The 24,992-nt window shown below is 61.8% G+C and carries 19 protein-coding genes; 16 read left to right on the top strand and 3 right to left on the bottom strand.

Annotated features, from left to right (window positions below):
• Window positions 1-8 precede the first annotated feature (8 nt).
• A complete protein-coding gene (locus tag V5738_RS10785; protein WP_423820808.1) occupies window positions 9-974 on the bottom strand; it encodes a LysR family transcriptional regulator in 966 nt (321 codons plus the stop codon).
• A 259-nt stretch (window positions 975-1,233) separates the two neighbouring features.
• On the opposite strand from V5738_RS10785, the gene rhmD reads away from it, so the two are divergent.
• The 11 genes from rhmD (at window position 1,234) to V5738_RS10730 (ending at window position 16,761) form a co-directional block, all read left to right on the top strand.
• Window positions 1,234-2,418: an L-rhamnonate dehydratase gene (gene rhmD / locus V5738_RS10780; protein ID WP_423820806.1), complete on the top strand. Its 1,185-nt coding sequence runs from the start codon at window positions 1,234-1,236 to the stop codon at window positions 2,416-2,418.
• A gap of 3 nt (window positions 2,419-2,421) precedes the next feature.
• Window positions 2,422-2,751, top strand: a complete 330-nt coding sequence (rhaM, locus tag V5738_RS10775; RefSeq protein WP_423820805.1) for an L-rhamnose mutarotase — start codon at window positions 2,422-2,424, stop codon at window positions 2,749-2,751.
• Window positions 2,752-2,970: 219 nt separating this feature from the next.
• A complete protein-coding gene (locus V5738_RS10770) occupies window positions 2,971-4,293 on the top strand; it encodes an MFS transporter (protein ID WP_423820804.1) in 1,323 nt (440 codons plus the stop codon).
• A 42-nt stretch (window positions 4,294-4,335) separates the two neighbouring features.
• Window positions 4,336-5,232, top strand: a complete 897-nt coding sequence (locus tag V5738_RS10765) for an amidohydrolase family protein (RefSeq protein WP_423820803.1) — start codon at window positions 4,336-4,338, stop codon at window positions 5,230-5,232.
• Between the two features lie 46 nt (window positions 5,233-5,278).
• Window positions 5,279-6,337, top strand: a complete 1,059-nt coding sequence (rhaT, locus tag V5738_RS10760; protein WP_423820802.1) for an L-rhamnose/proton symporter RhaT — start codon at window positions 5,279-5,281, stop codon at window positions 6,335-6,337.
• A gap of 48 nt (window positions 6,338-6,385) precedes the next feature.
• Complete coding sequence (locus V5738_RS10755; protein WP_423820801.1) at window positions 6,386-7,156, top strand: SDR family NAD(P)-dependent oxidoreductase; 771 nt, start codon at window positions 6,386-6,388, stop codon at window positions 7,154-7,156.
• A 24-nt stretch (window positions 7,157-7,180) separates the two neighbouring features.
• On the top strand, window positions 7,181-7,987 hold the full coding sequence (locus tag V5738_RS10750; protein ID WP_423820800.1) for an HpcH/HpaI aldolase family protein: 807 nt from the start codon (window positions 7,181-7,183) through the stop codon (window positions 7,985-7,987).
• Between the two features lie 50 nt (window positions 7,988-8,037).
• Window positions 8,038-9,480, top strand: coding sequence for an aldehyde dehydrogenase (gene aldA / locus V5738_RS10745; protein ID WP_423820799.1), 1,443 nt, complete (start codon window positions 8,038-8,040; stop codon window positions 9,478-9,480).
• Between the two features lie 315 nt (window positions 9,481-9,795).
• Window positions 9,796-10,431, top strand: a complete 636-nt coding sequence (locus V5738_RS10740; protein WP_423820798.1) for a hypothetical protein — start codon at window positions 9,796-9,798, stop codon at window positions 10,429-10,431.
• 313 nt (window positions 10,432-10,744) lie between these two features.
• Complete coding sequence (locus V5738_RS10735; RefSeq protein WP_423820797.1) at window positions 10,745-13,474, top strand: family 78 glycoside hydrolase catalytic domain; 2,730 nt, start codon at window positions 10,745-10,747, stop codon at window positions 13,472-13,474.
• Between the two features lie 656 nt (window positions 13,475-14,130).
• Window positions 14,131-16,761, top strand: a complete 2,631-nt coding sequence (locus V5738_RS10730; protein ID WP_423820796.1) for a family 78 glycoside hydrolase catalytic domain — start codon at window positions 14,131-14,133, stop codon at window positions 16,759-16,761.
• Window positions 16,762-17,296: 535 nt separating this feature from the next.
• On the opposite strand, the gene glnD is transcribed toward V5738_RS10730, so the two are convergent.
• Window positions 17,297-19,972 (bottom strand): [protein-PII] uridylyltransferase, encoded by a 2,676-nt coding sequence (gene glnD, locus V5738_RS10725; protein WP_423820795.1) that lies wholly within the window; start codon window positions 19,970-19,972, stop codon window positions 17,297-17,299.
• A 2-nt stretch (window positions 19,973-19,974) separates the two neighbouring features.
• Window positions 19,975-20,742: a type I methionyl aminopeptidase gene (map, locus tag V5738_RS10720; RefSeq protein ID WP_423820794.1), complete on the bottom strand. Its 768-nt coding sequence runs from the start codon at window positions 20,740-20,742 to the stop codon at window positions 19,975-19,977.
• A gap of 243 nt (window positions 20,743-20,985) precedes the next feature.
• Between map and rpsB the strand changes: the two genes are divergently transcribed.
• From rpsB to uppS, 5 genes are all read left to right on the top strand, one after another.
• A complete protein-coding gene (gene rpsB, locus V5738_RS10715; RefSeq protein ID WP_423820793.1) occupies window positions 20,986-21,900 on the top strand; it encodes a 30S ribosomal protein S2 in 915 nt (304 codons plus the stop codon).
• 44 nt (window positions 21,901-21,944) lie between these two features.
• Entirely contained in the window at window positions 21,945-22,832 is an 888-nt protein-coding gene (gene tsf, locus V5738_RS10710) for a translation elongation factor Ts (protein WP_423820792.1), read from the top strand.
• 121 nt (window positions 22,833-22,953) lie between these two features.
• Window positions 22,954-23,703 carry a UMP kinase gene (gene pyrH, locus V5738_RS10705; RefSeq protein WP_423820791.1) on the top strand — a complete coding sequence of 250 codons (750 nt, stop codon included), beginning with the start codon at window positions 22,954-22,956 and terminating at the stop codon, window positions 23,701-23,703.
• A complete protein-coding gene (gene frr, locus V5738_RS10700; protein WP_423820790.1) occupies window positions 23,700-24,257 on the top strand; it encodes a ribosome recycling factor in 558 nt (185 codons plus the stop codon). The genes pyrH and frr overlap by 4 nt, the downstream gene beginning before the upstream one ends.
• Window positions 24,258-24,270: 13 nt before the next feature.
• A complete protein-coding gene (uppS, locus tag V5738_RS10695) occupies window positions 24,271-24,990 on the top strand; it encodes a polyprenyl diphosphate synthase (protein ID WP_423820789.1) in 720 nt (239 codons plus the stop codon).
• Window positions 24,991-24,992: the final 2 nt, after the last annotated feature.

The following is a 24,992-nucleotide window of genomic DNA, read 5'->3' as shown; positions in this document are numbered from 1 at the left end:
ACGCAGCGTCAATGCTCGACGCCAAGGCTGGCGGGTGTACGTGCTGCGGCGTGGCGGCGTACGACCGCCGCAAACTGGTGCCCGGCCTCGCTTAAGCGTTCGCCGCGACGCGTGAGAATACCGAACGGCGCGAGGGCTTCGCCGAGCGAGACCGGCAGGGCCTTGAGAACGCCGAAATCGAGATAATCGCGGACCACCGATTCGGCCATGACCAGGATCGCATCGCTGCGTTTGACCAATTGCAGTGCGGCGAAGATCGAACCGCACTCGACCACGTCGCGCGGCGAGACCAGGCCGCGTTGTTCGAGTTCTTTTTCCAGTGCCTGGCGAGCTGGCGTTTCCACCGGCTGCAGCAGCCACGGCCAGTCCTCAAGCAGGTCGGCCAGCGGCGGGGCTTCGGCCATGACCAGGGCATGGTCGTGGCGCACCACGGCTACCATGCGCTCGTTGCCCAGCGGTTCGAAATCGAACTCGTTGTGCTGCAGGGCCGAAGAAAAACGAGCGATCGCCATATCGATCTGGCTGCGCGAGAGCAGATCCAGGAGTTGGTCGCTGGTTTCGCCCATCAAGCGAATACGCAGCAAAGGTCGATCCTGCTTCATATCGATCACGGCCTGGGCCACCAGGTCCGGGGCGGCACCCATAATCGCACCGATCGCGAGTTCGCCGCCGTCGCCGGCCCGAAACCGCTGCAGCTCCTCGGCACAGCGATCCAGGCGCGTCAGTGCGTTGTGGGCAAACGAGACCAGCACGGCGCCCAGCCGGGTCGGGGTCACACCTTTGGCTTCGCGAGTGAAAAGCTGGCTGTCGAAGGTGGTTTCGATCTCGCGCAGCATACGCGTTGCCGCCGGCTGCGAAATATTCATCGCTTCGGCGACCCGGTGCAGATTGCGTCGCTCGTCGAGCAGGCGAATCAATAACAGATGTTTATAGCGAAGCCGGTTGAGCAGGGTGGTACGGGAAACCAGGGCCATTGGGGCGACCGAAAATAGTGCGCAAACGATGGCAATACCCTAATGCTATCGCGCCGTCTGTGCCTTCGACATTGGTCGAACATCTAGCGGTTCAGCGAGTTTCGGGACAGCGGCGTAAGGCCCGTGGACCCAGCGTTTCATTCAATCAATAACTAAACAGTATCGCCGGCAGCGGTCGCGGTATTGGTCGCGGCCCACGACAGGCTGCTATCCCAAGGGTCATCTGAGACAAGAACTGGCGTACACGGAGCGTTCCACAATGGCGATGCCGACGATCAAGCAGATTCGTGCCTACACGGTGCGCGGGGGCGGTGCCGATTACCACGACCAGGGTGAAGGCCACTGGATCGATAGCCAAATCGCCACGCCGATGAGCAAGTACCCGGAATATCGTGCCAAGCGTCGCAGTTTCGGTCTCAATGTGCTGGGTACGCTGGTGGTCGAGGTTGAGGCCAGCGATGGCAATGTCGGTGTTGGTGTGACTACCGCCGGCGAGCTGGGGGCCTTCATCGTTGAAAAACACCTGGCCCGGTTCGTCGAAGGCCAGCAGGTCACGGACATCGAGAAGATGTGGGACCAGATGTTCCATGCCACCTTGTTCTATGGCCGTAAAGGCATCGTTTTGAACACGATCTCCGGCGTGGATTTGGCGCTTTGGGATCTGCTGGGCAAGGTGCGGGACGAGCCAGTGCACGCGATGCTTGGCGGCCCGGTACGTGACGAACTAACGTTCTATGCCACCGGCGCCCGTCCCGATCTGGCCAAGGAAATGGGCTTCATCGGCGGCAAGCTGCCGCTCAAGCACAGTCCGGCCGAGTTCGATGCGGGCTTGAAAGCCAATCTCGAACAGCTTGCCGATATGCGCAGCCGGGTCGGCGACGACTTCTGGTTGATGTACGACTGCTGGATGAGCCTGAACGTCGAATACGCCACCCGGCTGGCCCACGGCGCAGCCGACTACGGCCTGAAGTGGATCGAGGAGGCGCTGCCGCCGGACGATTACTGGGGCTACGCCGAGTTGCGCCGTAATACGCCGCCTGGCATGTGGGTCACCACCGGCGAGCACGAAGCCACCCGTTGGGGCTTTCGCATGCTGCTGGAGATGGACTGCTGCGACGTGATCCAGCCGGATGTCGGCTGGTGCGGCGGCGTGACCGAGCTGATCAAGATCTCAGCCTTGGCCGATGCCCACCAGAAACTGGTGATTCCGCACGGTTCGTCGGTCTACAGCTATCATTTCGTGATCACCCGGCATAACAGCCCGTTTTCGGAATTTCTGATGATGGCGCCGCAGGCCGATGAGGTGGTGCCGATGTTCACGCCGCTGCTCGAAGGCGAGCCGGTGCCGGAGAACGGCCGGATCAAGGCCTCGGCGCTCGACAAGCCGGGCTTTGGTGTCTCGATCGCGGCCGATGCCGATCTGGCGCGGCCCTACGAGCATTAAGCCATGCCTGTGCGCGCTTTCGAGATGCAGCTCTATCCCGGCCAAGTCGCTGAATATCGGCGTCGCCACGACGCGATCTGGCCGGAGCTCGCCGATCTGCTGCGCGAAGCCGGGGTGTACGACTACCGGATCTTTGTCAACGAAGACAGCGGTCGGCTGTTCGCGGTCATGCATCTGGCCGAGGCCCACCACGTCGACGAACTGCCTGGCCACGAGGTCATGCAGCGCTGGTGGGCGTATATGGCCGACATCATGGAAACCGCGCCGGACGACGCGCCGATCACCGAGGCGCTCGAGCCGGTGTTCGCGATGACGCCCGAGAGCAATGGCTGAGCCGATGCAGGCGTTGCCGACAAGCCTCGATTCAGCCCGTCAGGGGTGGCCAGGCCGTCAGCCTCGGGCAGGCTGTGTTCCCATGCCGTCAGGCGCTTTAAGCGATGACCAGCACGTCGCCGAGCGTGGTATGTATGCGTCGATGCCCGGCGGTGGTGGGGGCTACTCCGGCGCCCAGCTGGCGAGCGCACCGAACAGGCAGTCTTTGGCGGCGGGGGTATGACGATGTCCTCGGTGGAGACGGCGGTCAGAAAGAATCGATGGCGCCTGATTCCGTTCATGCTGGCGCTGTACGTGCTGGCGTTTCTCGATCGCTCCAATATCGGCTTCGCCAAAGAGGCTTTTCAGCTCGACACCGGCTTGAGCGACGACGTCTACGCGCTGGGTGCGGGCATTTTCTTCGTGCTTTATGCCGTACTCGGCGTGCCGGCCAATCTGATTCTGCATCGCTGGGGCGCCCGACGCTGGATCGGCACCATCACTGTGCTCTGGGGGCTGCTGTCTGCCGGCATGGCCTTCGCCGACACCGAAGCCAAGTTCCTGCTGGTGCGGCTGTTTCTAGGCGCGGTCGAAGCCGGCTTTTTCCCAGGCATGATTTATCTCACCGCGCTGTGGTTCCCACGCGAATATCGGGCCGGGGTCATGGGGCTGTTCTATATGGGGGCGCCGCTGGCGCTGACCCTCGGCTCGCCGTTGTCGGGGGCTTTGCTGGAAATGCAGGGCATTTTAGGTCAACCGGGCTGGTTCTGGATGTTCGTGGTCGAAGGGCTATTGGCGGTCGTCGCCGGGCTGTTCACCTTCGTATGGCTCGACGATACGCCGGCCAAAGCCCGTTTTCTGAGCGCCGACGAAAAACAGGCGCTGCAAGACTGCTTGAACGAGGAAGAGCGGCAAACGGCCACGTCGCGGTCGGCCGATGCGATCCGCAATCCGCAGGTCTGGCATTTGGCGCTGATCTATCTGGCGATCCAGGCCGCCGTCTATGGCCTGATCTTCTTCTTGCCCACCCAGGTGGCCGCCCTGTTGGGGACCGAGGTCGGTTTCTGGGCTTCGGTGGTGGCTTCTATTCCCTGGGTCGCAGCGTTGTTGGGCACCTGGTTCATCCCACGGCTGTCCGACCGAATCGACGAGCGCCGGCATATCGCGGCGCTAACGTTGCTGGCTGCCGGGCTTGCGGTTGGGGCGTCCGGGCTCGTATCGCCACTTCTGGCGATTATCGCGCTATGCATCGCAGCGGCGGGCTTCATCGCCGTGCAGCCGGTGTTCTGGACGTTGCCCAGCCGATTGCTGTCCGGCACCGCGCTGGCCGCCGGTATCGGTTTCATCAATATGTTCGGCGCGATTGGCGGGTTCGTCGCGCCGATCATTCGGGTACGCGCCGATGCGCTGTTCAACGACAAGGCGGCCGGCCTGTTGACCCTGGCCGGAATTGCCGTACTGGGTTCGCTATTCATCTGGGGGCTGAACAAGAGCGGCGCGTCGCCCCGGTCGGCCGGCCAGGCTCGAAGATATGAAGCGCAGCAGGAGAGTCAATATGGATGACAAATTTACGCTCGATCGCCACCGCCAGAGCCGCTTCTGACCATGCGTGTCGTCGATCCCCATGTGCATTTCTGGCGGCTTGATCTCGGCAATCAGCCCTGGCTAGAGAATCCGCAGCCGAATCTGCTCGGCGATTATTCGCCAATGGCCCACGATTTCGGGCCGGCCAATTTATTATCGGCGGCCACCGATATCGAGATCACGGCCGCTGTGCATATCGAGGCCGACGCGCTCGACCCGGTGCGCGAGACCGAGTGGCTGGCAACGCTGCCCCAGGCCGACAACTCGGCCGACCTGCCGAGTGCGTTGGTGGTTGGCGCCGATCTTTCGGTACCCGATGCCCGTAACGTACTGGCCCGCCAGCTCGCGGCCAGTGACCGGATACGCGGTGTACGTCAGATTCTGAACGTGCACGCCGATCCGTTGTTCGACTACGTCGGCCGGCACTACATGCGCGAACCCCAGTGGCGGGCGAACTTCGCACTGCTGGCCGAGTTCGGGCTGTCCTTCGATCTGCAGCTCTATCCCGACCAAATGCCGGCCGCGGCGATCCTGGCCGCGGAACACCCAGACGTGACGTTCGTGATCAACCATGCCGGTATGTATGTCGATCGCACTCGGCTCGGCGGTTGGCGAGCCTGGCGCGATGGGCTGCGCGCGCTGGCTCGTCTGCCCAATGTGACGATCAAGCTGTCGGGTTTCGGCATGCTCGATCACGACTGGAACCAGGGTTCGATCCGGCCGCTGATCTTCGAGGCGATCGATACCTTCGGCGTCGAGCGCTGTCTATTCGCTTCCAACTATCCGGTCGACGGGCTATATGCCGGCTACGACGCGATCTGGCAGGCCTATGCCGAGATCCTGTCCAAGGCCAGCGCGACCGATCGGGCCGCACTTTTCGAACACAACGCACGCCGCGTCTATCGGTTGGATCGATAAGGCCGACATGACACGGCTTATGATTTTCTAGGGTAAGGAGTTTGGCTTGGGCGCCGTAATACTCGGGATTTTTCTGCACTTTGTCGGCGGCTTCGCAGCCGGCAGCTTTTATATTCCCTACAAAGAGGTCAAACGCTGGTCCTGGGAGAGTCTATGGATTCTCGGTGGACTGTTCTCATGGCTGCTGGTGCCATGGATCGCAGCGGTTCTGACCGTTCCGGGTTATGGCGAGGTGCTCGCCGGGGCCGATTTTTCGACTCTGTTCTGGACCTATATCTTCGGGGTGCTGTGGGGCATCGGCGGTCTGACCTTCGGCCTGACCATGCGCTATCTCGGTCTGTCGCTCGGCATGTCGATCGTCATGGGGCTGACCTCGACCTTCGGTGCGCTAATGCCGCCGCTGTATCGCGATCTGTTCACCAACGCCGAGGACGGCACGATCAGCCAGATGCTCACCCATGCCGGTGGCCAGTGGGTACTGGTGGGCGTGGCGGTATCGCTGATCGGGATCGCGATCTGTGGTCGGGCCGGCATGATGAAAGAAAAAGAAGTCTCCGACGACGACAAATACGCCGGCGTGGCCGAGTTCTCGCTCGGCAAGGGGCTGATCGTCGCCGTGATCTCGGGCGTGTTGTCGGCGGCTTTTAACTGGGGCATTAACGCCGGTCGCCCGCTGGCCGAGGCAGCGATCGATAGCGGCGCCAACTCGTTATTCCAGAACAACGTCACGTTCATGGTCATCATGTGGGGCGGGCTGACCACCAATGCTATCTGGTGTATCGCCATGAACTTCCGTAACCGCAGCTATGGCGACTATGTGAATAGCGACTCGCCGCTGCTGCGCAACTATCTGCTCTGTGCCGCTGCCGGTACCACCTGGTTTTTGCAGTTCTTCTTCTACGGCATGGGCGCATCGCGCCTGCATAACGACGCCAGCTCCTGGGTGCTGCATATGTCGTTCATCATCATCGTGTCGAATTTGTGGGGGCTGTTCTTCAGGGAATGGCGTGGCACGAGCACCGCCAACCGAAGCGTACTGACCGCCGGCATCGTGGTGATCTTGGTATCGATCGCGATGGTCGGCTGGGGCAATTATCTGCGTTGATACGCCGAACGACGGGCGTATCGCCCACCAAGACAATGAGGCAAGGATATGCTGCTGACAGGTAAAAACATCTTCGTGACCGGCGGATCGCGGGGCATCGGCCGCGGTATCGCGCTGGCCTGTGCCGAGCACGGCGCCAACGTCGCGATCAGCGCCGAGGACACGGCCGCCGAGCGCGAGACGCTGGCCGCCACAGCGGCCGAGATCGAGGCGCACGGCGTGCAATCGGCCTGGGTCGCGGCTTCGGCCGAAAAACCGGAGACGGGCGATGCGCTGGTCGAGACCGCGGTCAATGCCTTCGGCCGGTTGGATGTGCTCATCAACAACGCCGGGATTTGTCCGTTCCATTCGTTTCTGGATATGCCGCGCGAGACCTATCTCAAGACCGTGGACGTCAACCTCAACGGCGCGTTTTTCGCCGTACAGGCCGCGGCCAACCAGATGGTCGAGCAGGGCGACGGCGGCTCGATCATCGCGGTCAGCTCGATTTCGGCGCTGGTCGGCGGCGGCATGCAGACCCATTACACGCCCACCAAGGCCGGCGTGTTGTCGTTGATGCAATCCACCGCGGTCGCGCTCGGCCCGCATGGCATCCGCTGCAATGCGTTGCTGCCGGGCACCATCGAGACCGATATCAATCGCGATGACCTATCGGATACGAGCAAGCGCGATTACATGGTCTCGCGCACACCGCTCGGCCGGCTGGGCGCGCCGGACGACATGGGCGGACCGGCCGTGTTCCTGGCTTCGGATCTGGCCAAGTACGTGAGCGGGGCGGCGTTGTTGGTCGACGGCGGCTTATACGTCAATCTGCAGTAATTCATGTTTTATCGAGAGCCATAAATGGAATTTCCCGCCAACGCCTTCAAAACCCATCTTGCCTCGAAACCGGCCGGCGACGCGCTCTACGGCTGCTGGCTGGGGCTAGCCAATGCCTATACCGCCGAGGTCGTAGCCACGGCCGGTTTCGACTGGCTGCTAATCGACGGCGAGCATGCACCGAATACGGTGGTGACCATTCTCGAGCAGCTGCGTGCCATCGAGGGTTATCCTGGTGCGCCGATCGTGCGCGCCGTCAATCACGATCCGGCGCTGATCAAGCAGCTTCTGGATATTGGAACCCGGACGCTAATGGTACCGATGGTCGAGACCGGCGAGCAGGCCGCCGACCTGGTCGCGGCGACACGCTATGCCCCGTCTGGTTTCCGCGGCATGGGCGCCGGTGTCATCCGTGCCGACCGCTGGGGCTCGATTAGCGACTATGCCCAGCGCGCCGCCGATAGCCTGTGCCTGATCGCCCAGGTCGAATCGCCGACCGGGGTCGATAACGTCGAGGCCATCGCCCAAACCGAGGGCGTCGATGCGGTGTTTGTCGGCCCGGCTGATCTGTCCACCAATATGGGCCATATCGGCAACCCCGGCCATGCCGAAGTACAAAAATCCATCAGCCGCGTGCTCGAGGCAACCCAGGCCGCTGGCAAGGCGGCTGGCATTCTCGCCCCAGGCGAGGCTGATGCAACGCGCTATCGCGAGGCCGGTTTCGACTTCATTGCCACCGGGCTCGATGTGGCCCTGCTCAAAACGGCAGCGGATGCCAATGCTGCCCGTCACCGCGGCGGCAGCGCCCCCGGCGAACGAACCACCTACTGACCCACGCGGGGCCTAAGAAAAGACCCCGTATTTCCAGCGAGGAGATCGAGATGAGCGACGTGACGACCTATCAGAACTACATCGACGGGGCGTTCGTGGCGTCGGCGGCAGGCCAGACGCACGACAATCACAATCCGGCCAACGGCGAGCTCTTGTCGCGGGTGCCGGAGTCCGACGCCAACGACGTACAGCGCGCGGTCGAGGCCGCGCGAGCGGCCCAGAAGGACTGGGCGGCCCGGCCGGCGATCGAGCGCGCCAACTATCTGCATACACTGGCCGACAAGATTCGCAGCAACGTCGAACCTTTGGCCAGCACGATCGTGGCCGAGCAGGGCAAAGTCCGGGCCCTGGCCGAAACTGAGGTGAACTTCACGGCCGAATATCTCGACTATATGGCCGAATGGGCACGCCGTATCGAAGGCGAGATCATCGAAAGCGACCGGCCGGGCGAACATATGTTTTTGTTTCGCAAGCCGCTTGGCGTCGTCGCCGGGATTTTGCCCTGGAACTTCCCGTTTTTCTTGATCGCCCGCAAGATGGCGCCGGCCTTGGTGACCGGCAATACCATCGTGATCAAGCCCAGCGAGGAAACGCCGAACAACTGCTTCGAGTTCACCAAGCTGCTCGATACCATCGACCTGCCCAAGGGCGTGTTCAACGTGGTCTCCGGTGGCGGGGCGACGACGGGCAGTGCACTGACCGCGCATCGCGATGTCGACATGATCAGCTTTACCGGCAGCGTGGCCACCGGGTCGGCGATCATGCATAACGCTGCCGACAACATCACCAAGGTCAACCTCGAGCTGGGTGGCAAGGCGCCGGCGATCGTGCTCGACGATGCCGATCTCGAGCTGGCTGTTCAGGCGATCAAGGACTCGCGGGTGATCAACAACGGCCAGGTCTGTAACTGCGCCGAACGTGTGTATGTGCAGCGCGGGGTCGCCGAAGCCTTCCAGCAGCGGATCGCCGAGGCGATGCAGGCCACCACCTATGGCGATCCGGGCGCCGACAGTTCGGTCGACATGGGGCCGCTGATCAACCAGGAAGGTCTCGACAAAGTCGCGTCCATGGTCGAGTCGGCGAAAAACGCCGGTGCCCAGGTATTGACCGGCGGCCAAGTCGCCGACGTCGGGCAGGGCTATCATTTCGAGCCGACCGTGCTGTCCGCCTGTACGCCGGATATGGAAGTCATGAAAGACGAAATCTTCGGCCCGGTGCTGCCGATCCAGGTGGTCGACGATCTGGACGAAGCCATCGCCATGGCTAATAACTCCGACTACGGCCTGACCTCGTCGATCTATACCCGCGACCTGAATGCCGCGCTCAAGGCCTGTCGCGAACTCGAATACGGCGAGACCTATATCAACCGCGAAAACTTCGAAGCCATGCAGGGCTTCCATGCCGGTACCGGCAAGTCCGGCATCGGCGGCGCGGACGGCAAGCACGGGCTGTACGAATATACCCGTACCCATGTGGCTTATATCCAGACCTGAGGCGAGCTGCGCTGGCCTGGGCTCGGCGAAGTCCGGACCGGCGCCTATATTTGCCTCGCGGGCCGGGATGATCGAACCCGGCCCGCGAGGCAAGCCGGTCTTGTCAGGAGGCGGCCTCGAAACGAGGCACTGCGCCCGGCACACGGAATGACAACAAGAAATAAGTCTGGGTTGCGGCCTGCGTTAGACGAGCAAGCGCCTGATCGGCCGGTTGAGTAGTTGGTGGGCCAGCGGTACGCCGCAAAACGAATCTAAAAAATTATTCAGGGCCGGACCAGACCATGGGAATCGGCCCATCAAGCGGAGGAGAGCGAGATGACGTCTATCCATTCGATGAGCCGCAGCATTGCGGTCTGTCTGGCCATGGGCTTCGGTATAGCGGGCACGGCCCAGGCCGAGGTGATCGGTTTTGATGCCGGCGCGGATTTTTCCCAGGCGCCTTACAACGTGGGTCTGGGCGAAAACAACCAGGCTGGCTATGTCTTCGACCGGTTTCTGTACGATCCGACCCAGGGGCCGGTCGCGGGCTCCTCGCCCGGCGTGGCGACGCGCGGTACGGCCCAGGTCGCGGCCTCGCCGATCGTGGCCGACACGGTGAGCACTTTCTTAAGCGGCAGTCGGATCAGCGACGACATGATCTTCGGCGGCCCGTTCACGTCCTTCGAGACGCCGGCCCAAGCCCAGGTCGATAATGATTTCGCCTTTCTCGGGCTGAAATTCCAGCTCGATGACGGCGTCCACTTCGGCTATGCCGAGCTGAACGATTTCACGCTTGCGCGCTTTGCCTACCAGTCCGAACCGGGGGCAGCCATCCAGACCGGCCAGGCTCTGGATGCCGCCATGCCGGGAAATCAAGCAAGCCCGGTACCGGCACCCAGTGGGGTGCCTTTTTTCTGTCTGGGGCTCGGCCTTATCGCCTGGACATGGTCGCGAGGCCGCCGGCACAGCTGAAGTCGGGGATGGACCGCGCGGGCAGGGCTGCGCGGCCTGTTGAACAGGCTTCGAGCACGGCATCGCTGCGTCAATAAAACGAGCAACGAGGCGAGAGCCACGAATGGCTGCTGGCCTGTGAACGGGCTGCATCGGGCGCGTTCGCCCGTAGTGGCCCAGGCTCAGCCAGACCGACTTCGCGCGGCACTCTTATCACACCTCAATACCCGCTGGCCGAAGCCGGGAGCGACGCTTGCGCCGATCGCTCATGACCGCACTCAGCGCATTAGAAAGCGGCACCGACATAAACGCCGCACAGTAGCTGGAGGAGATAATGACAAAGGTCAACCAAACAAGACGACGGATTCTCAAATTAGCCGGCGGCGGTGTGGCGGGGATCGCTGCAGCCCGCCTGACCGGCCCGATCGAGTGGATGGAGGCGGCCGAGGCGGCCCAGAGCGATCGGCTGGGCATCGACCCGAGGGCACCCTCCGGGCTGCTCATGGATCTTCTGCCCGAGCCCTTGGGGATTCGGGTCACCGACCATCGCCCGAGATTGTCCTGGATCGTGCCAGCGCTTGGGCCGGTACCGCAGCAGGCGGCTTATCGCGTGCAAATCGGCCGTAGCCGGGACAGTCTCGCATCGGGCACCGATCTGGTTTGGGACAGCGGGCGTGTCGAGTCGGATAGATCGACCGGCATTGCATACGGCGGGCCCGCTCTGGCGCCGAACTCGGTCTATTATTGGCGCGTTCGGACCTGGCAGCAACGCGGCCATGCTTCGATGTGGTCGGAGCCGCAGCGGTTGGTCACAGAGATGGGCGAGGAATGGACCGGGTCGCCGATATGGGCGCCGCGGGTCGAAGCGGATCCGGATCAGGGTGTGAGCCCCAACGATTGGCTGCTGGCGCGTACCGAGTTTCAGGTCGACGGCGATATCGAGGCTGCCTGGATCCAGGCCAGCGGGCGCTCTCCGGAAGGCGCTCGCCAGTATGTTTTTCGGCTGGCGGTCAACGATCGGTTCGCCGGGGTCGGGCCGGTGCGTGCTTTCGATCCCGATACCGAAACCCGCTACCACACCTACGATATTACGAACCAGCTCAAAGCCGGCGCCAACGTGGTTTCGGCATTCTGCTATACCGCCGACGAGCATGCGTTTCTTGCCGATATCGTGATCGTCTATCGCAACGGGCGCCGCCAAGTGATCGGGACCGGGCGCGATTGGCGCGTACGGTTGGCTGGTGGCTGGCGTCCGCCGGCCGGTTTTACCGGGGGCGGTTTTTATCAAGCGCCCCAGGAATATATCGATGCCCGGGCCGAGCCGCTCGGCTGGCGCAGCCCGGGCTATGACGACAGTGCCTGGGCCGAGCCGGTCGAGGCCGGACCACTGCCGGGGTTGGCGCCGAGCTGGGACCAGAACATCGCCTGCATACCGGTCAAGCCCGAAAGCAGCACCCAACTCGATTCGGGGCACTGGCTGATCGATATGGGCCGCGAAGTCGTCGGCGGCCTGCGGCTAAACGTCACCGCCCGCGCCGGTCAGCAGGTCGAAGTCCGTCTCGGTGAAGAACGGGCCGACGACGGTGGGGCGCGCTATGAATTGCGTGTCGGCCAGACCTACCGCGAAGTCTGGATGTTGCGCGACGGCGCCCAGAGCCTGCAACACTGGGGCTATCGGGCCTTTCGCTGGGTCGAGCTGATCGCCGCTCCAGACATCGATGTGATCAGCGGGCTGCAGGCGCTCGTACTGCGCCAGCCCTGGACCGACAATGAGGCAGAGTTCGCCAGTTCCAACTCGGCACTGGATCGGGTCTGGGAGCTGTGTCGCTATTCGATCAAGGCGCTGCGGGTTAACGTCTACGAGGATACGCCGACCCGTGAGCGCGGGCCGTACGAAGGCGATGCGATCATCAACCAGCTGTCCGAATACAACGTACAGCGGTCGTATGCGCTGGCGCGTTATTCGACGTCTTATCTCGCGCGGCGCCCCACCTGGCCGACCGAATACCATGTGATGACCGCGATCCTCGCCTGGCGCGACTACCTGGCTACCGGTGACGACTCCAATTTGGCTGACGACTATGATCTGCTGGTCGAACGGCAGCTGACCGAGTATCTGAACGCAGAGGGCTTGGTCGATAAATCACCGGGCGAGTACTACCGGTTCCCGCGCGACCTGGTCGATTGGCCGCGGGGCTACCGTGACGACTATGTTTTCACCAATGTGAATACAGTGATCAATGCGTGGCAGTACGCGGCCTATGAGGCACTGTCCCGCATCGCAGGCGTGTTGGGCCGCGGGCAGGACCAGCGTCGCTTCGCATCGCTCGCCGATCGGTTGCAGCAGGGCCTCAATAGCCAGCTGATCGCCGGCAATGGTGCCTACTACGACGGCATCGGCACCCAGCATCAAGCCCAGCACGCCACGGCGTTCCCGCTGGCGCTCGGCGTGACCGAGGATGCGGCGAAGAACGCCGCCGGCCAGTGGCTGGCCGGGCAAGGCATGCGGGGCAGTGTCTACGGCGCCCAGCAGCTGCTCGATGCACTCTATAACGCGAATGAGGCCGAGGCTGCGCTGGCGTTGTTGACCAGTCGTGCCCAGTTCTCGTGGCTGCATGTGATGGATGACCTGGGAGCCACGATCACGCCGGAAGCCTGGGACCCGTCGGTGTCGAGCAATATGTCGTTATCGCATGCCTGGGGAACAGCGCCGGCCAATACCGTGATGCGGTATATCGCCGGTGTCACGCCGGTGGCGCCCGGCGCCGCTCGGCTGCGTATCGCACCGCAGCCGGCAGGCCTGGATTGGTTCAAAGCCCGAGTGCCGACCATCCGCGGCCCGGTATCGGTGGTATTCCAGCGCGGACAGCGGCAGCTGCTCGAGATTAGTCTGCCGCCCAATACCGAATCAGAGATCGAACTGGATCTCAGCCAGATGGGCGCACTCGATCCGAATCGCGTGACGGTGCAGGGCCGTGGCTACAAGCCGCAAAGCAAGGTTCAAGACCAGAGACTGACGGTTACACAGGCCTTGCCCGGGACACTGGTAGTCCTCGCGGGCTAGAACTCGGCACCGGCATCGCCGCGGTCGCGGTGACGTCTTGTGCTGCATAACTTATAAGAACAGGAGAAAGGGATATGCCAGTCGATCAGAATAGACGGCGCTTTCTGAAGTGGGCGGGGTTCGGGGTCGGGAGCGTGGCTGCCGCGCATCTGACCGGCCCATTGCGCTGGATCGACGAAGCCGAGGCCTCGTCTTCAGCAGCCGATTCGTTGCATATCGACCCACGCCGGCCCACCGGGTTGATGGTTGACCTGCGCGAACGGCCAACCGGAATACGCGTGCTTGATCGCCAGCCAAGGCTGTCTTGGATTGTACCCAGCCGGGGAGCCACGCCCCGGCAGACCGCCTACCGCGTTCAGATTGGCCGAACCCGAAAAGGGGTGGCATCGGGGAGCGACCTGCTCTACGACAGCGGTCGCGTAGCTTCATCCCGCTCGACGGGCGTGGCTTGCGACGGGCCGGGACTCGATCGCGATACCGCGTATTACTGGCGCATCCGGGCATGGCCAGAGCGTGGTCCGGCCTCGATGTGGTCCGAGCCGCAACGATTGATCACGGAATCGGGGTCGACGTGGTCGGCCGATTCGATCTGGGCCCCGAATCCGGCCGACGAAACCGCAAACGGCACCTTCGAGGCAAACGTTACGATCGAATCCGTGGCCGCTGGCGTATGGTTTCGGGCACAGGACGAGCGCAACAATTACCTGTGGCAACTTCGTAGTGGTCACCCCGCGGTGCTAAAAACGCATGTCCAGCGCAACGGCGCCTATGCGGTCCTGGCCGAGAAAACGCTGGACATCGCGATTTCGGCTGGCGAATCGTTCGATTGGTCGATTCGCCTACAAGATGATCGATTCGAAACCCGGGTTAACGGCCGCCTCGTTGATGTGACTCGTGACGATACTTTCACGCACGGCACTATCGGGCTGCGAAATGGGCGTACCGAAGCCCAGCGTTGGCATAGGATTCGTTTTAGCAAAACCGACGGTAGCGCCGTCATCGATGAGGATTTCGCTGCCGGACCCGGTTTGTTTACCGGTCAACAGACCGATCGTGGTGACCTAGTGCTCGGGCGCAGCGAAACGACTCTGGCCGCGCTAGGTTTGACCAACGACTGGCTGCTGGCGCGGACCGAGTTCGAGGTCTCGGGGGAGGTTGATGCTGCCTGGGTACGCGCGACTGGCCGTTCGCCCGAGCCGGCTCGACAGTATGTCTATCGGCTGGCCGTCAACGGTGATTTCGCCGGTATCGGCCCGGTCCGAGCGTTCGATCCGGATACCCAGACTCGCTACCACGTTCACGATATTACCGATCGGCTCACCGCCGGTAGAAATGCGGTCTCGGCGATCTGTTATAGCGCCGAACGCCGCGCATTCATGGCGGATATAGTCATCACATACTCGGATGGGCGCCGGCAGGTGATCGGCACCGGAACGGATTGGCGGGTACGCTCGGGCGATCGTCTGCGGCCCCCGGCCGGTTTTACAGGGGGTGGGTATTATCAAGCGCCCCAGGAATACATCCATGCAGGGGCCGAACCGGCCGGGTGGCAACATCCCGGGTTCGATGATGCCAGCTGGCCGGCGCCGGTCGCCGGTGCCGAATTGCCCGGTTTAGCGCCAGGGTGGGTCGACAACGTGGCGTGTTGGACGGTCGAGGCTGACTCTAGCGTGCAGCTGGGTCAGGGGCACTGGCTGGTCGATCTCGGGCAAGAGATCGTGGGCGGGCTTCAGCTGGACATCACCGGCCGGGCCGGTCAAACGGTCGAAGTTCGGCTTGGTGAGGAACGCGACGGCAACGGCGCGCGCTATCACCTGCGGGCCAGTCAGACTTTCCGCGAAGTATGGACCCTGCGTGACGGACAGCAGAGGTTGCAGCACTGGGGGTATCGGGCATTCCGTTGGATCGAATTGTTGACCGATCCGAACCTGGACGTGCTCTCCGGGTTGACTGCAAGAGCGCTGAAAATGCCATGGCGCGATGACGACGCCGATTTCGCGAGTTCCAACGACGACCTCGATCGGGTCTGGGATTTCTGTCGTTATTCGATCGATGCGCTACGGCTGGATGTCTATCAGGATACCCCGACGCGCGAGCGTCTTCCGTATGAAGGCGATGCGATCATCAATCAGCTATCGGAATACAATACCCAGCGTTCGTATTCGCTGGCGCGCTATTCGATAGCCTATCTTGCGCGTCGTCCGACATGGCCGACCGAATACAGGCTGATGCCACCGATCCTGGCTTGGCGCGACTATATGGCGACCGGCGATGATAGTCGGTTCGCTGAAGACTACCCACTGTATGTCGAGAGCCAGCTGACCGAATATCTGAACTCGGACGGGCTGGTCGAAAAAGATCCGGGGCAGTCGAGCCAGGTCAACGGGGACTTGGTGGACTGGCCCGCGGCCAACCGTGATGGCTATGTGTTCACCCGCGTCAACACGGTAATCAATGCTTGGCAATATGCAGCATTCCGGGCGCTGTCCCAGATTGCCGACGTGCTGGGACGCGCCAACGAGCGGCAATACTACGCGGCTTTGGCCGATCGGCTGCGCTCGGCAATGAATGCACAGCTGGTCGCAGCGAACGGCGCCTATGTCGATGGCCTGGGTACATCCCATCAGGCTCAGCACGCCAGCGCTTTCGCACTTGCGCTCGGCGTGGCCGACGAGCGGATTTGCGAGACTGCAGGCGCTTGGCTGGCCGGTCAATCGATGCGGGTCAGTGTGTATGCGCCCCAGCAGCTGCTCGACGGGTTGTATGTCAGCGGCCATGCGCAAAGCGCGCTTCGATTGATGACGAGCCGCGCGACCTTTTCTTGGCTGCATATGATGGATGATCTACAGGCGACAATCACGATGGAAGCCTGGGATCCGTCGATCAAAGGCAACACCACGTTCTCGCATGCCTGGGGTACTGCCCCGGCCAATGTCGTCATGCGTTTCATAGCCGGGGTTGGGCCCATCGCGCCGGGTGCACAACGTTTGCGTATCGCGCCCCAGCCCGCCGATCTCGGCTGGTTCAAGGCCCGGGTGCCGACGGCGCGAGGGCCGGTAGCCGTGGCTTTTCAACGCGGCGAACGACAAATGCTAGCGATCACATTGCCGCCGAACGTCGAGTCGGAGGTGGTGCTCGATCTGACGCAGTTCGGCGATATCGACCCGGCCAGGGTGCGTGCGGTCGCGCGTGGTTATCAGCCGCAGTTATCGCATGAGGGGCAAACACTAACGATTCGAGACGTGCGAGCCGGCCAGCTCGTCGTACTCGATGACAGCGTCGGCTAGGGCGTGTCTCGTGACGACGCGACCTAGGGCGTGTTGAGGTTTCGTGCGACTCCGCGCCAGCGGCTGTTTGGCTGTAAGCCGAGACGCCGCGAGTACGACGGAGTTGCACTACGTCAGTGAGCGGCAACGCTGGATTGTGGCCAAATAGACTGCCCCGAAGGAGTGCGCCCAAAATAGTGTCTGGCCGCGTTACGAGCCCCGCCAGCCACGATTTGGGGTGGTAACGCGGTACTTGGAGGTAACCTCAACACGCCCGAGGGCCGATCGATGCTTTGCATGCGGTCCGCCAGCACAACGGACAACATCGCGCGCTGCTGCGCATCGGGCCTGCACGCAAGGTACGCAACGCCGGCGAGTACGATAAGCGCGTCGCTCGCGCTGTGACCATGCAGTGGCCATCGGGCGCCATCGCTTCATAGTGAAGGCTGTACTGATGTGGCTCGTGACTTTAGACCCGGTGGATCGCCGTGAGACTGGGGGTAGTTCGCAAGGCCGAAAACACGACGGTCCGTGGCCAGGGCCAGGTCACTCGCGATCAATCGTCCGATTGATCGAGTTCGATCGTCATCGTCGTTCGCAGCTCGCGCAGGATATCGTCATCCCGAATCGCCATCTGTTGACGGTCGGTGATAAAGAATACGTCCTCGGCCCGCTCGCCGATGGTTGCGATCTTGGCGGTCTCCAACAGAATGCCGCAGCGGTGAAATACATCACCGATGATCGATAACAGCCCGGGCTGGTCGGCGGTCATGATCTCCATGACCGTACAATCGCGTTCGGTCGCCTGGGTGAAATAGATCTGGGTGGGCACGTTGAAATACCGGTTACGGCGGCCGGGGCGACGGGTGACATCGATGCTTTCGATGGCCGGGTCGGCGATGGCGCGGACCAGCGCTGCCTCGACTTCGCTGCGACGATACGCATCGTGCACGGGTTGGCCGTTGTTTTCCGCGATGACGTAGGTGTCCAGGGTGTAGTCGTCGCTGGTGGTATTGATACGGGCATCCAGCACCGACAAGCCCAGCTGGGCAAGCACGCCGGTGGTCACACCGAACAGATAGTCCCGGTCCTGGGTATAGACGAATAGGGTGGTGCCCTGGTCGGGGATATCGCTGATCGAGACCAGCGGTGTATCGTCATCGCCATGGGTGATGATCGCTCGGGTTTGACGCGCGATTTCATCCGGGCTGTGGCGCAGAAAGTACTCGGGTTCGAAACGGGCCCAGAGGCTTTTGAAATGCGGCGTATTCACGCCGGCTCGGGTGAGCATGGCGGCAGCCGCGCTCCGGGTTTCGGCGATCAGTTCGTCGCGGTCCAGCGGATCGTCGAGCCCGCGCTCGAGTGCGCGCCGGGTATTGTTGTACAGATCGGTAAGCAGGCTCTCCTTCCAGGAGTTCCAGAGATCCGGATTGGTGGCCCGGATATCGCAGACCGTCAACAGAAACAGCCGGTCCAGCCGTTCTCGCGAACCGACTTCGCGCGCAAACTCGTTGACCACTTCGACGTCGTTGATATCGCGTCGCTGGGCAGTCATCGACATCAGCAGGTGCCGGCGCACCAGCCAGCACACCAACTCCGTGTCTTCCGAAGAAAGGCCGTGGGCGGCACAGAATTCGCGGGCGTCCTCGGCACCGAGCTCGGAATGATCGCCGCCGCGGCCCTTGGCAATATCGTGCATCAGACCCGTGATATACAGGATCTGCGGCTTGTTCAAAGCCTGCATCAGCTCGCTGGCGAACGGCAGCTCGTGATCGAACCGGGGAATCGCCAGGCGCCGCATATTGCGGATCACGAACAGAGTGTGCTCGTCGACCGTCAGGGTATGGAACAGGTCGTACTGCATACGGCCGATAATCTGTCCGAACTTCGGCAGATAGCGTCCGAGGATGCCGTATCGATTCATACGCCGCAGCGCACGGGTTACACCGCTGCGTTGGCGTAGAATCTCCGTAAACAATCGCCGGCAACGTATTGAATTCCTGAAGTTATCGTCAATCAGTCGGCGGTCACGGCGCATCAAACGCAGGGTGCGGGCTCGAATACCGCTCAACCCCGGGCGGGTCTGCATCAGATAAAAGATTTCGAGCAAGGCGCTCGGTGTGTTGATGAAGACTTTCTCATGCGTGACTTCGATGAAGCCGTGACGCGACTGAAAGCGTTCGTTGATGGGCCGCGGACGCTCATCGTCCGACACATGCAGGATAGCTTCCGAGAACAGTTGAAGCAGAACATCATTTAGAGCTGATAACCCATTGATGTTGCGATAGTAGCGCTGCATGAAGCGCTCGACCGCCAAGGTGTTTTCTGCGTCGTTGTAGCCCAGCATATGGGCGATCTGAATTTGATGATCGAACAGCAGCCGGTTCTCATTGCGGCCGGTCAGCAAGTGCAGGGCAAAGCGCACCCGCCAGAGAAAGGCCTGGCCGCGATGCAATTCGGAGAATTCGCGGCGACTGAGAAAACCGTAGTCGACCAGGCCATCCAGGGTATGCGCAGCGAACTGGCGCTTGGCGACCCAGGCGATGGTCTGAATATCGCGCAGACCGCCAGGAGATTCTTTGACGTTGGGTTCGAGCTTGTAGGCGGTCTCGTCATAGCGCGCGTGACGGGCATTCTGCTCGGCGACCTTGGCGTTGAAGAAATCCGCCGAAGACCAGAGGTGCTCGGCCGAGGTGCTGGCGCGCATGCGTGCGAACAACGCCGGGTCGCCGGTGAGGACGCGCGATTCCATCAGGTTGGTCATGATGGTGATATCGTCCGCGGCCAGCTCGGCGCACTCGGCTGGGGAGCGCACTGCATGCCCGATTTCGAGGCCGAGATCCCAGAGATAGGTCAGGAAACCTTCCAGCGCGGGTCCGACCACATCCAGCTGATGCGGCTGATAGAGCACCAGCAGATCGATATCCGACTGGGGCAAAAGCTCATTGCGCCCATAGCCGCCGACCGCCACCAGGCAGACGCCCTCGGTGGCGATCAGCTCACGCCATGCATGCACGAGTATGGCATCGACTACTTCGCAGCGCGCCGAGACCAGTCGCGTGATCGATTCACCGCGACGGAAGGCCTCGGCAATATGCGTTTGCCCTTCATCCAGGGCTGCACGCACGGCTTTAGCGTCGCGGATATCGATTGTCCATAGATGATCGAGAAAACTATCCCAATCGGTCAGACCAGCGAGTTCGGATTCCGGGCTCGGCGATGCAATACTCACGGTTAGGCAGCCACCAATTGGCTAGGCGTCAGGATTTCCACCCCGGTTTCAGTCACTAGAATAGTGTGTTCCCACTGAGCTGAAAGCGAATGGTCCTTGGTCACCACCGTCCAGCCGTCCGGCAGCATTTTCACGTGGCGCTTGCCGGCGTTCACCATCGGTTCGATGGTGAAGGTCATGCCGGTTTCTAAGGTCATGCCGGAGCCGGCCTGGCCGTAATGCAGTACCTGGGGCTCTTCGTGGAAGCCGAGGCCGATACCGTGCCCGCAGTATTCACGTACCACCGAGCAGCGTTGGGATTCGACGTATTGCTGAATGGCTGCACCGATATCGCCCAGGGTAGCGCCGGGCTTGACCTGCTCAATGCCGAGATACATGGCTTTTTCGGCGACATCGGACAGGCGCTGGGCTTTGATCGACGGCTCGCCGGCGAAATACATGCGGGAGCTGTCGCCGTGGAAGCCGTCCTTGATCAGGGTGACGTCGATATTCACCGCGTCGCCTTTTTTGAGTTTCTTGTCGCCGGGAATGCCATGGCAGACCACATGATTGATCGAGGTGCAGACCGATTTCGGAAAGCCGTTATAGTTCAGCGGCGCCGGCGTGGTTCCGAGCTCATCGACCATAAAGTCGTGGCATATCGTGTTGAGTTCGTCGGTGGTGACGCCGGGTTTGACGTAGGGCCCGATCATGTCGAGAACCTGTGCAGCGAGTCGTCCGGCCTCGCGCATTTTGTCCTGTTCCTCGGGCGTTTTGATTGTCGCGCTCATCGCGTTCGATCCTTGCCGGTGGCAGAATGACAACGTCGCGCGGGCGCGACGGTGGCCTTGTAAACGGCCGCTATGGTATAAACCGCTCGCGTTCGCGGCAATCCGCGGCGTCGGGTGGCGATTGTTACCTGTATATTTCGACTAAATCCACACGCGTATCGGCACATGGTCCAGGGTGCCTCTCACCGTTTTGGTTGGGGGTTGTTCCATGGGATGCGCGGAGGCTCAACCCGGAGAAAATCTATGAGCGAAGTCAGCATGCGTCAGCTGCTGGAAGCGGGCGTGCATTTTGGGCACCGTACCCGTTATTGGAACCCGAAGATGGGCCCCTACATCTTCGGACAGCGCAACAAGATTCATATCATTAACCTTGAGCAGACGCTGCCGCTGATCAAGGATGCCTACAACTATATCAGCCGTCTGTCTGCCAACGGCGGTAACATCATGTTCGTCGGCACCAAGCGCGCAGCGCGCGAGGCGATCGGCAAGCAGGCTCAGCGTGCCGGTATGCCGTTCGTCAACTATCGTTGGCTCGGTGGCATGCTGACCAACTTCAAGACGGTCAAGAATTCGATCCAGCGTCTGCACGATCTCGAGCAGATGATCGAGGACGGTTCGATCCGCAAGCTGTCCAAGCGCGAAGGGTTGGATCTGTACCGCGAGCGTGACAAGCTCGAGCGCTCGATCGGCGGCATCAAGGATATGACGAGCCTGCCGGATGCGCTGTTCGTCATCGACGTCGGCTTTGAAAAGATCGCCATCGACGAAGCCCGCAAGCTGGGCATCCCGGTGGTCGCAGTGGTCGATACCAACTGCTCGCCGAAGGGCATCGACGTGGTGATCCCGGGTAACGACGATGCGATCCGTGCGATCCGTATCTACAGCGAGATGGCCGCCGACGCCGTGCTGGCCGGTCGTGGCAGCAAAGGTGATTTCACCGGCGGCGAGGAAGACATCGTCGAAGTGCAGGCCGAAGGGGCCTCGCACGAGCCCGGCAAGCCAGCCGAGGCCCAGGAAGAAGCCAAGATCACCCAGAACTCGGTCATCCAGGAATCGCAGGGCGAGTCCGAGCCGCGGGCGACTGCCTCGCTGGGTGATGTGGCGTCGGTCCCGGCCGAAGAGCCCGAGGAATCCGATCCGCACAAGGCCGATCAATAAGATCGGCCAGTGGCGCTTACCCGACCGAATTCTGGAGAATAAATATGGCAATCAGTGCAGCGCTGGTTAAGGAACTTCGTGAGCGCACCGGCGCCGGCATGATGGAGTGCAAAAAAGCACTCCAGGCCGCCGACGGTGATATCGAAGCCGCAGCCGAGACGATGCGGCGTGAAGGCTTGGCCAAGGCCGATAAGAAGGCCGGCCGCGTAGCCGCCGAAGGCCGCATTGCGAGCGCGGTATCGGACGACAAGTCCGCTGCCGTGCTTGTGGAAGTGAACTGCGAGACCGACTTCGTCGGCAAGAACGAAGATTTCGTGCAGTTCGCCGACGAGATCGCCCAGCTGGTGCTGGATAAGCAGCCGGCCGATGTCGAAGCGCTGGGCGATATCGACATGGGTGGCGAGACGGTCGAAGACAAACGTCGTGCTCTGATCGCCACGTTGGGCGAAAAGGTCACTGTGCGGCGTTTTCATCGCGTCGAGGCCGCCTCTGGTGATGGCCGTATCAATGTTTACCTGCACGGTGTGCGCATCGCTGCGGCAGTGGCAGTGAACGGCGGCGACGATGAATTGGCGCGCGATCTGGCCATGCATGTCGCAGCTTCGGCCCCGGCCCATCTGTCCACCGAGGACGTGCCTGAAGAGCGTCGCAATTCCGAAAAGGAAGTGCTGATGGCCCAGGCTCGGGATTCCGGCAAGCCCGAGAACATCGTCGAGAAGATGGTCGAAGGCCGTCTGAACAAGTTCCTTGGCGAAATCACGCTATTGGGCCAGCCGTTCGTGAAGGATCCGGACACCACGGTTGGGAAGCTGGTTTCGGACAAGGGTGCCCAGATCACCGATTTCGCCCGCTTGGAAGTCGGCGAGGGCATCGAGAAGAAAGAAGAGGACTTCGCCGCAGAAGTCCGGGCTCAGGCCGAAAAAACGGGCTGATCATTAGCCCCGCGCCGGCTGCTACGGGCAGCCGGCTTTTTTTTGTCCGACGGCTGCGGGCCGACGGGCTGCTTATGACATAATTCGCGCGTTTGCCACGACCGACTAGGAACGACTGCCCATGACCGATAAGCCGAGGCCGAATTACCGCCGTATTCTGCTCAAGCTCAGTGGCGAGGCCCTTATGGGTGGCGCAGAGTTCGGTATCTCGGCGGAGGTCGTCGAACGGCTCGCCCATGAAATCCGGGAGCTGGTCGAGGCCCGGGTCCAGGTGGCTCTGGTGGTCGGCGGCGGGAATATCTTCCGCGGCATCGGTCTGGCCGGGCGGGGTATGGACCGCGTGACCGGCGATCAGATGGGGATGCTGGCGACCGTGATCAATGCGTTGGCCCTACAGGATGCGGTCGAGCATGCCGGGCTGAATGCACGGGTGATGTCGGCGGTGCGAATCAATCAGGTCTGCGAGGACTATATCCGGCGCCGTGCGATCCGGCATCTGGAAAAAGGGCGCGTCGTGATCTTTGCTGCCGGTACCGGCAATCCGTTTTTTACTACCGACTCAGCGGCCAGTCTGCGGGCGATCGAAATCAATGCCGATCTGTTGTTGAAGGCGACCAAGGTCGATGGCATTTACAGCGCAGACCCGTTCACGGATGCCACGGCTCGCCGGTACACCCATTTGACCTACGATGAAGTCATAGATCAGCGCCTGGCGGTCATGGATACCACCGCGATCGTACTATGTCGGGATAACGGCATGCCGCTGCGGGTTTTTGATATCAACCGGCCGGGCGACTTGATGAGTATCACCACGGGCGCTGACGATGTCGGCACCCTGGTCGATAACAATACGACGAGAGCGAATCGATGATCGACGAGATTTACGCCGACGCAAAACAGCGCATGGATAAGACGGTCAGCGTCATGCGTGAGAATTTTTCCAAGATCCGAACCGGGCGTGCCAGTACCAGCCTGTTGGATCACGTGACTGTCGATTATTATGGCGTCGAGGTGCCGCTCAATCAGGCCGCGAACGTGGCCACCGAGGATGCGCGTACGATCACGGTCATGCCTTATGAAAAAAGCATGGTGCAGAAAATCGAGAAGGCGATCATGACCGCCGATCTCGGGCTCAACCCGTCCACTGCGGGCCAGGTGATTCGTGTGGTGCTGCCGCCGCTGACCGAAGACCGGCGCAAGGACCTGGTCAAGGTCGTTCGACAGGAGGCCGAAGACGCGCGAGTGGCGGTACGCAACGTGCGTCGCGACGCCAACGCCGATCTCAAGGAAATGGTCAAAGAAAAAGAGATCACCGAAGACGATCAGCACACCGGTGAAGAGCGCATACAGAAGCTCACCGATCAACATATCGAACGTATCGATAGCCTGCTCCAGGACAAGGAGCAGGAAATCATGACGGTTTGATCCGTAGTCGACGATGAGCATTCCCAAGCATGTTGCGATCATCATGGACGGCAATGGCCGCTGGGCCAGCGGTCGTGGTCTGCCCCGGGCGGCTGGCCACCGTGCCGGTGCCAAAACCACCCACGATGTGGTCGAGGCCGCCTCGAAGGGGGGCGTGGAGACACTGACGCTGTTCGCCTTCTCTAGCGAGAACTGGAAACGTCCTGGGGCCGAGGTGCGGTTGCTCATGGATTTGTTGCGCCGCACGATCCGCAAGGAACTGGCCGGGCTGGAAGCCAATAATGTGCGTATGCACTTCATTGGCGACCGCACACGGTTTTCGGCGGCGCTGGCCCGCGAAATGGCCGCATCCGAAGAGCGCACCCGTAGCAATACCGGGCTGCAGCTGGTGATCGCGGTCGACTATGGCGGCCGCTGGGACATCGTCCGTCGCAGTCGGGAACTGGCGCAGGCATGTCGCGACGGCGAGCTCGATCCGGAATCGATCGACGAACACAGCTTCAATACGGGGCTCAGCCTGGGCCGTTTTTCGGCACCGGACTTATTCATCCGTACCGGCGGCGAGCGTCGCATTAGCAACTTCCTGCTGTGGGACATGGCCTATAGCGAGCTCTATTTTTCCGACGAGCTTTGGCCCGACTTTGGGCCAGACCGTCTCTACGAGGCACTCGACTGGTACGCCGGGCGGGATCGACGCTTCGGGCGGGTTGCTTCTCCGGCCGCCCAGCGCTGACG

Origin of the sequence: Salinisphaera sp. SPP-AMP-43, from assembly GCF_049568105.1 — a bacterium.
Lineage (GTDB): Bacteria > Pseudomonadota > Gammaproteobacteria > Nevskiales > Salinisphaeraceae > Salinisphaera.
Note: the sequence above shows the minus strand (reverse complement) of the source record. Positions and strands in the feature narration are given on the sequence as shown.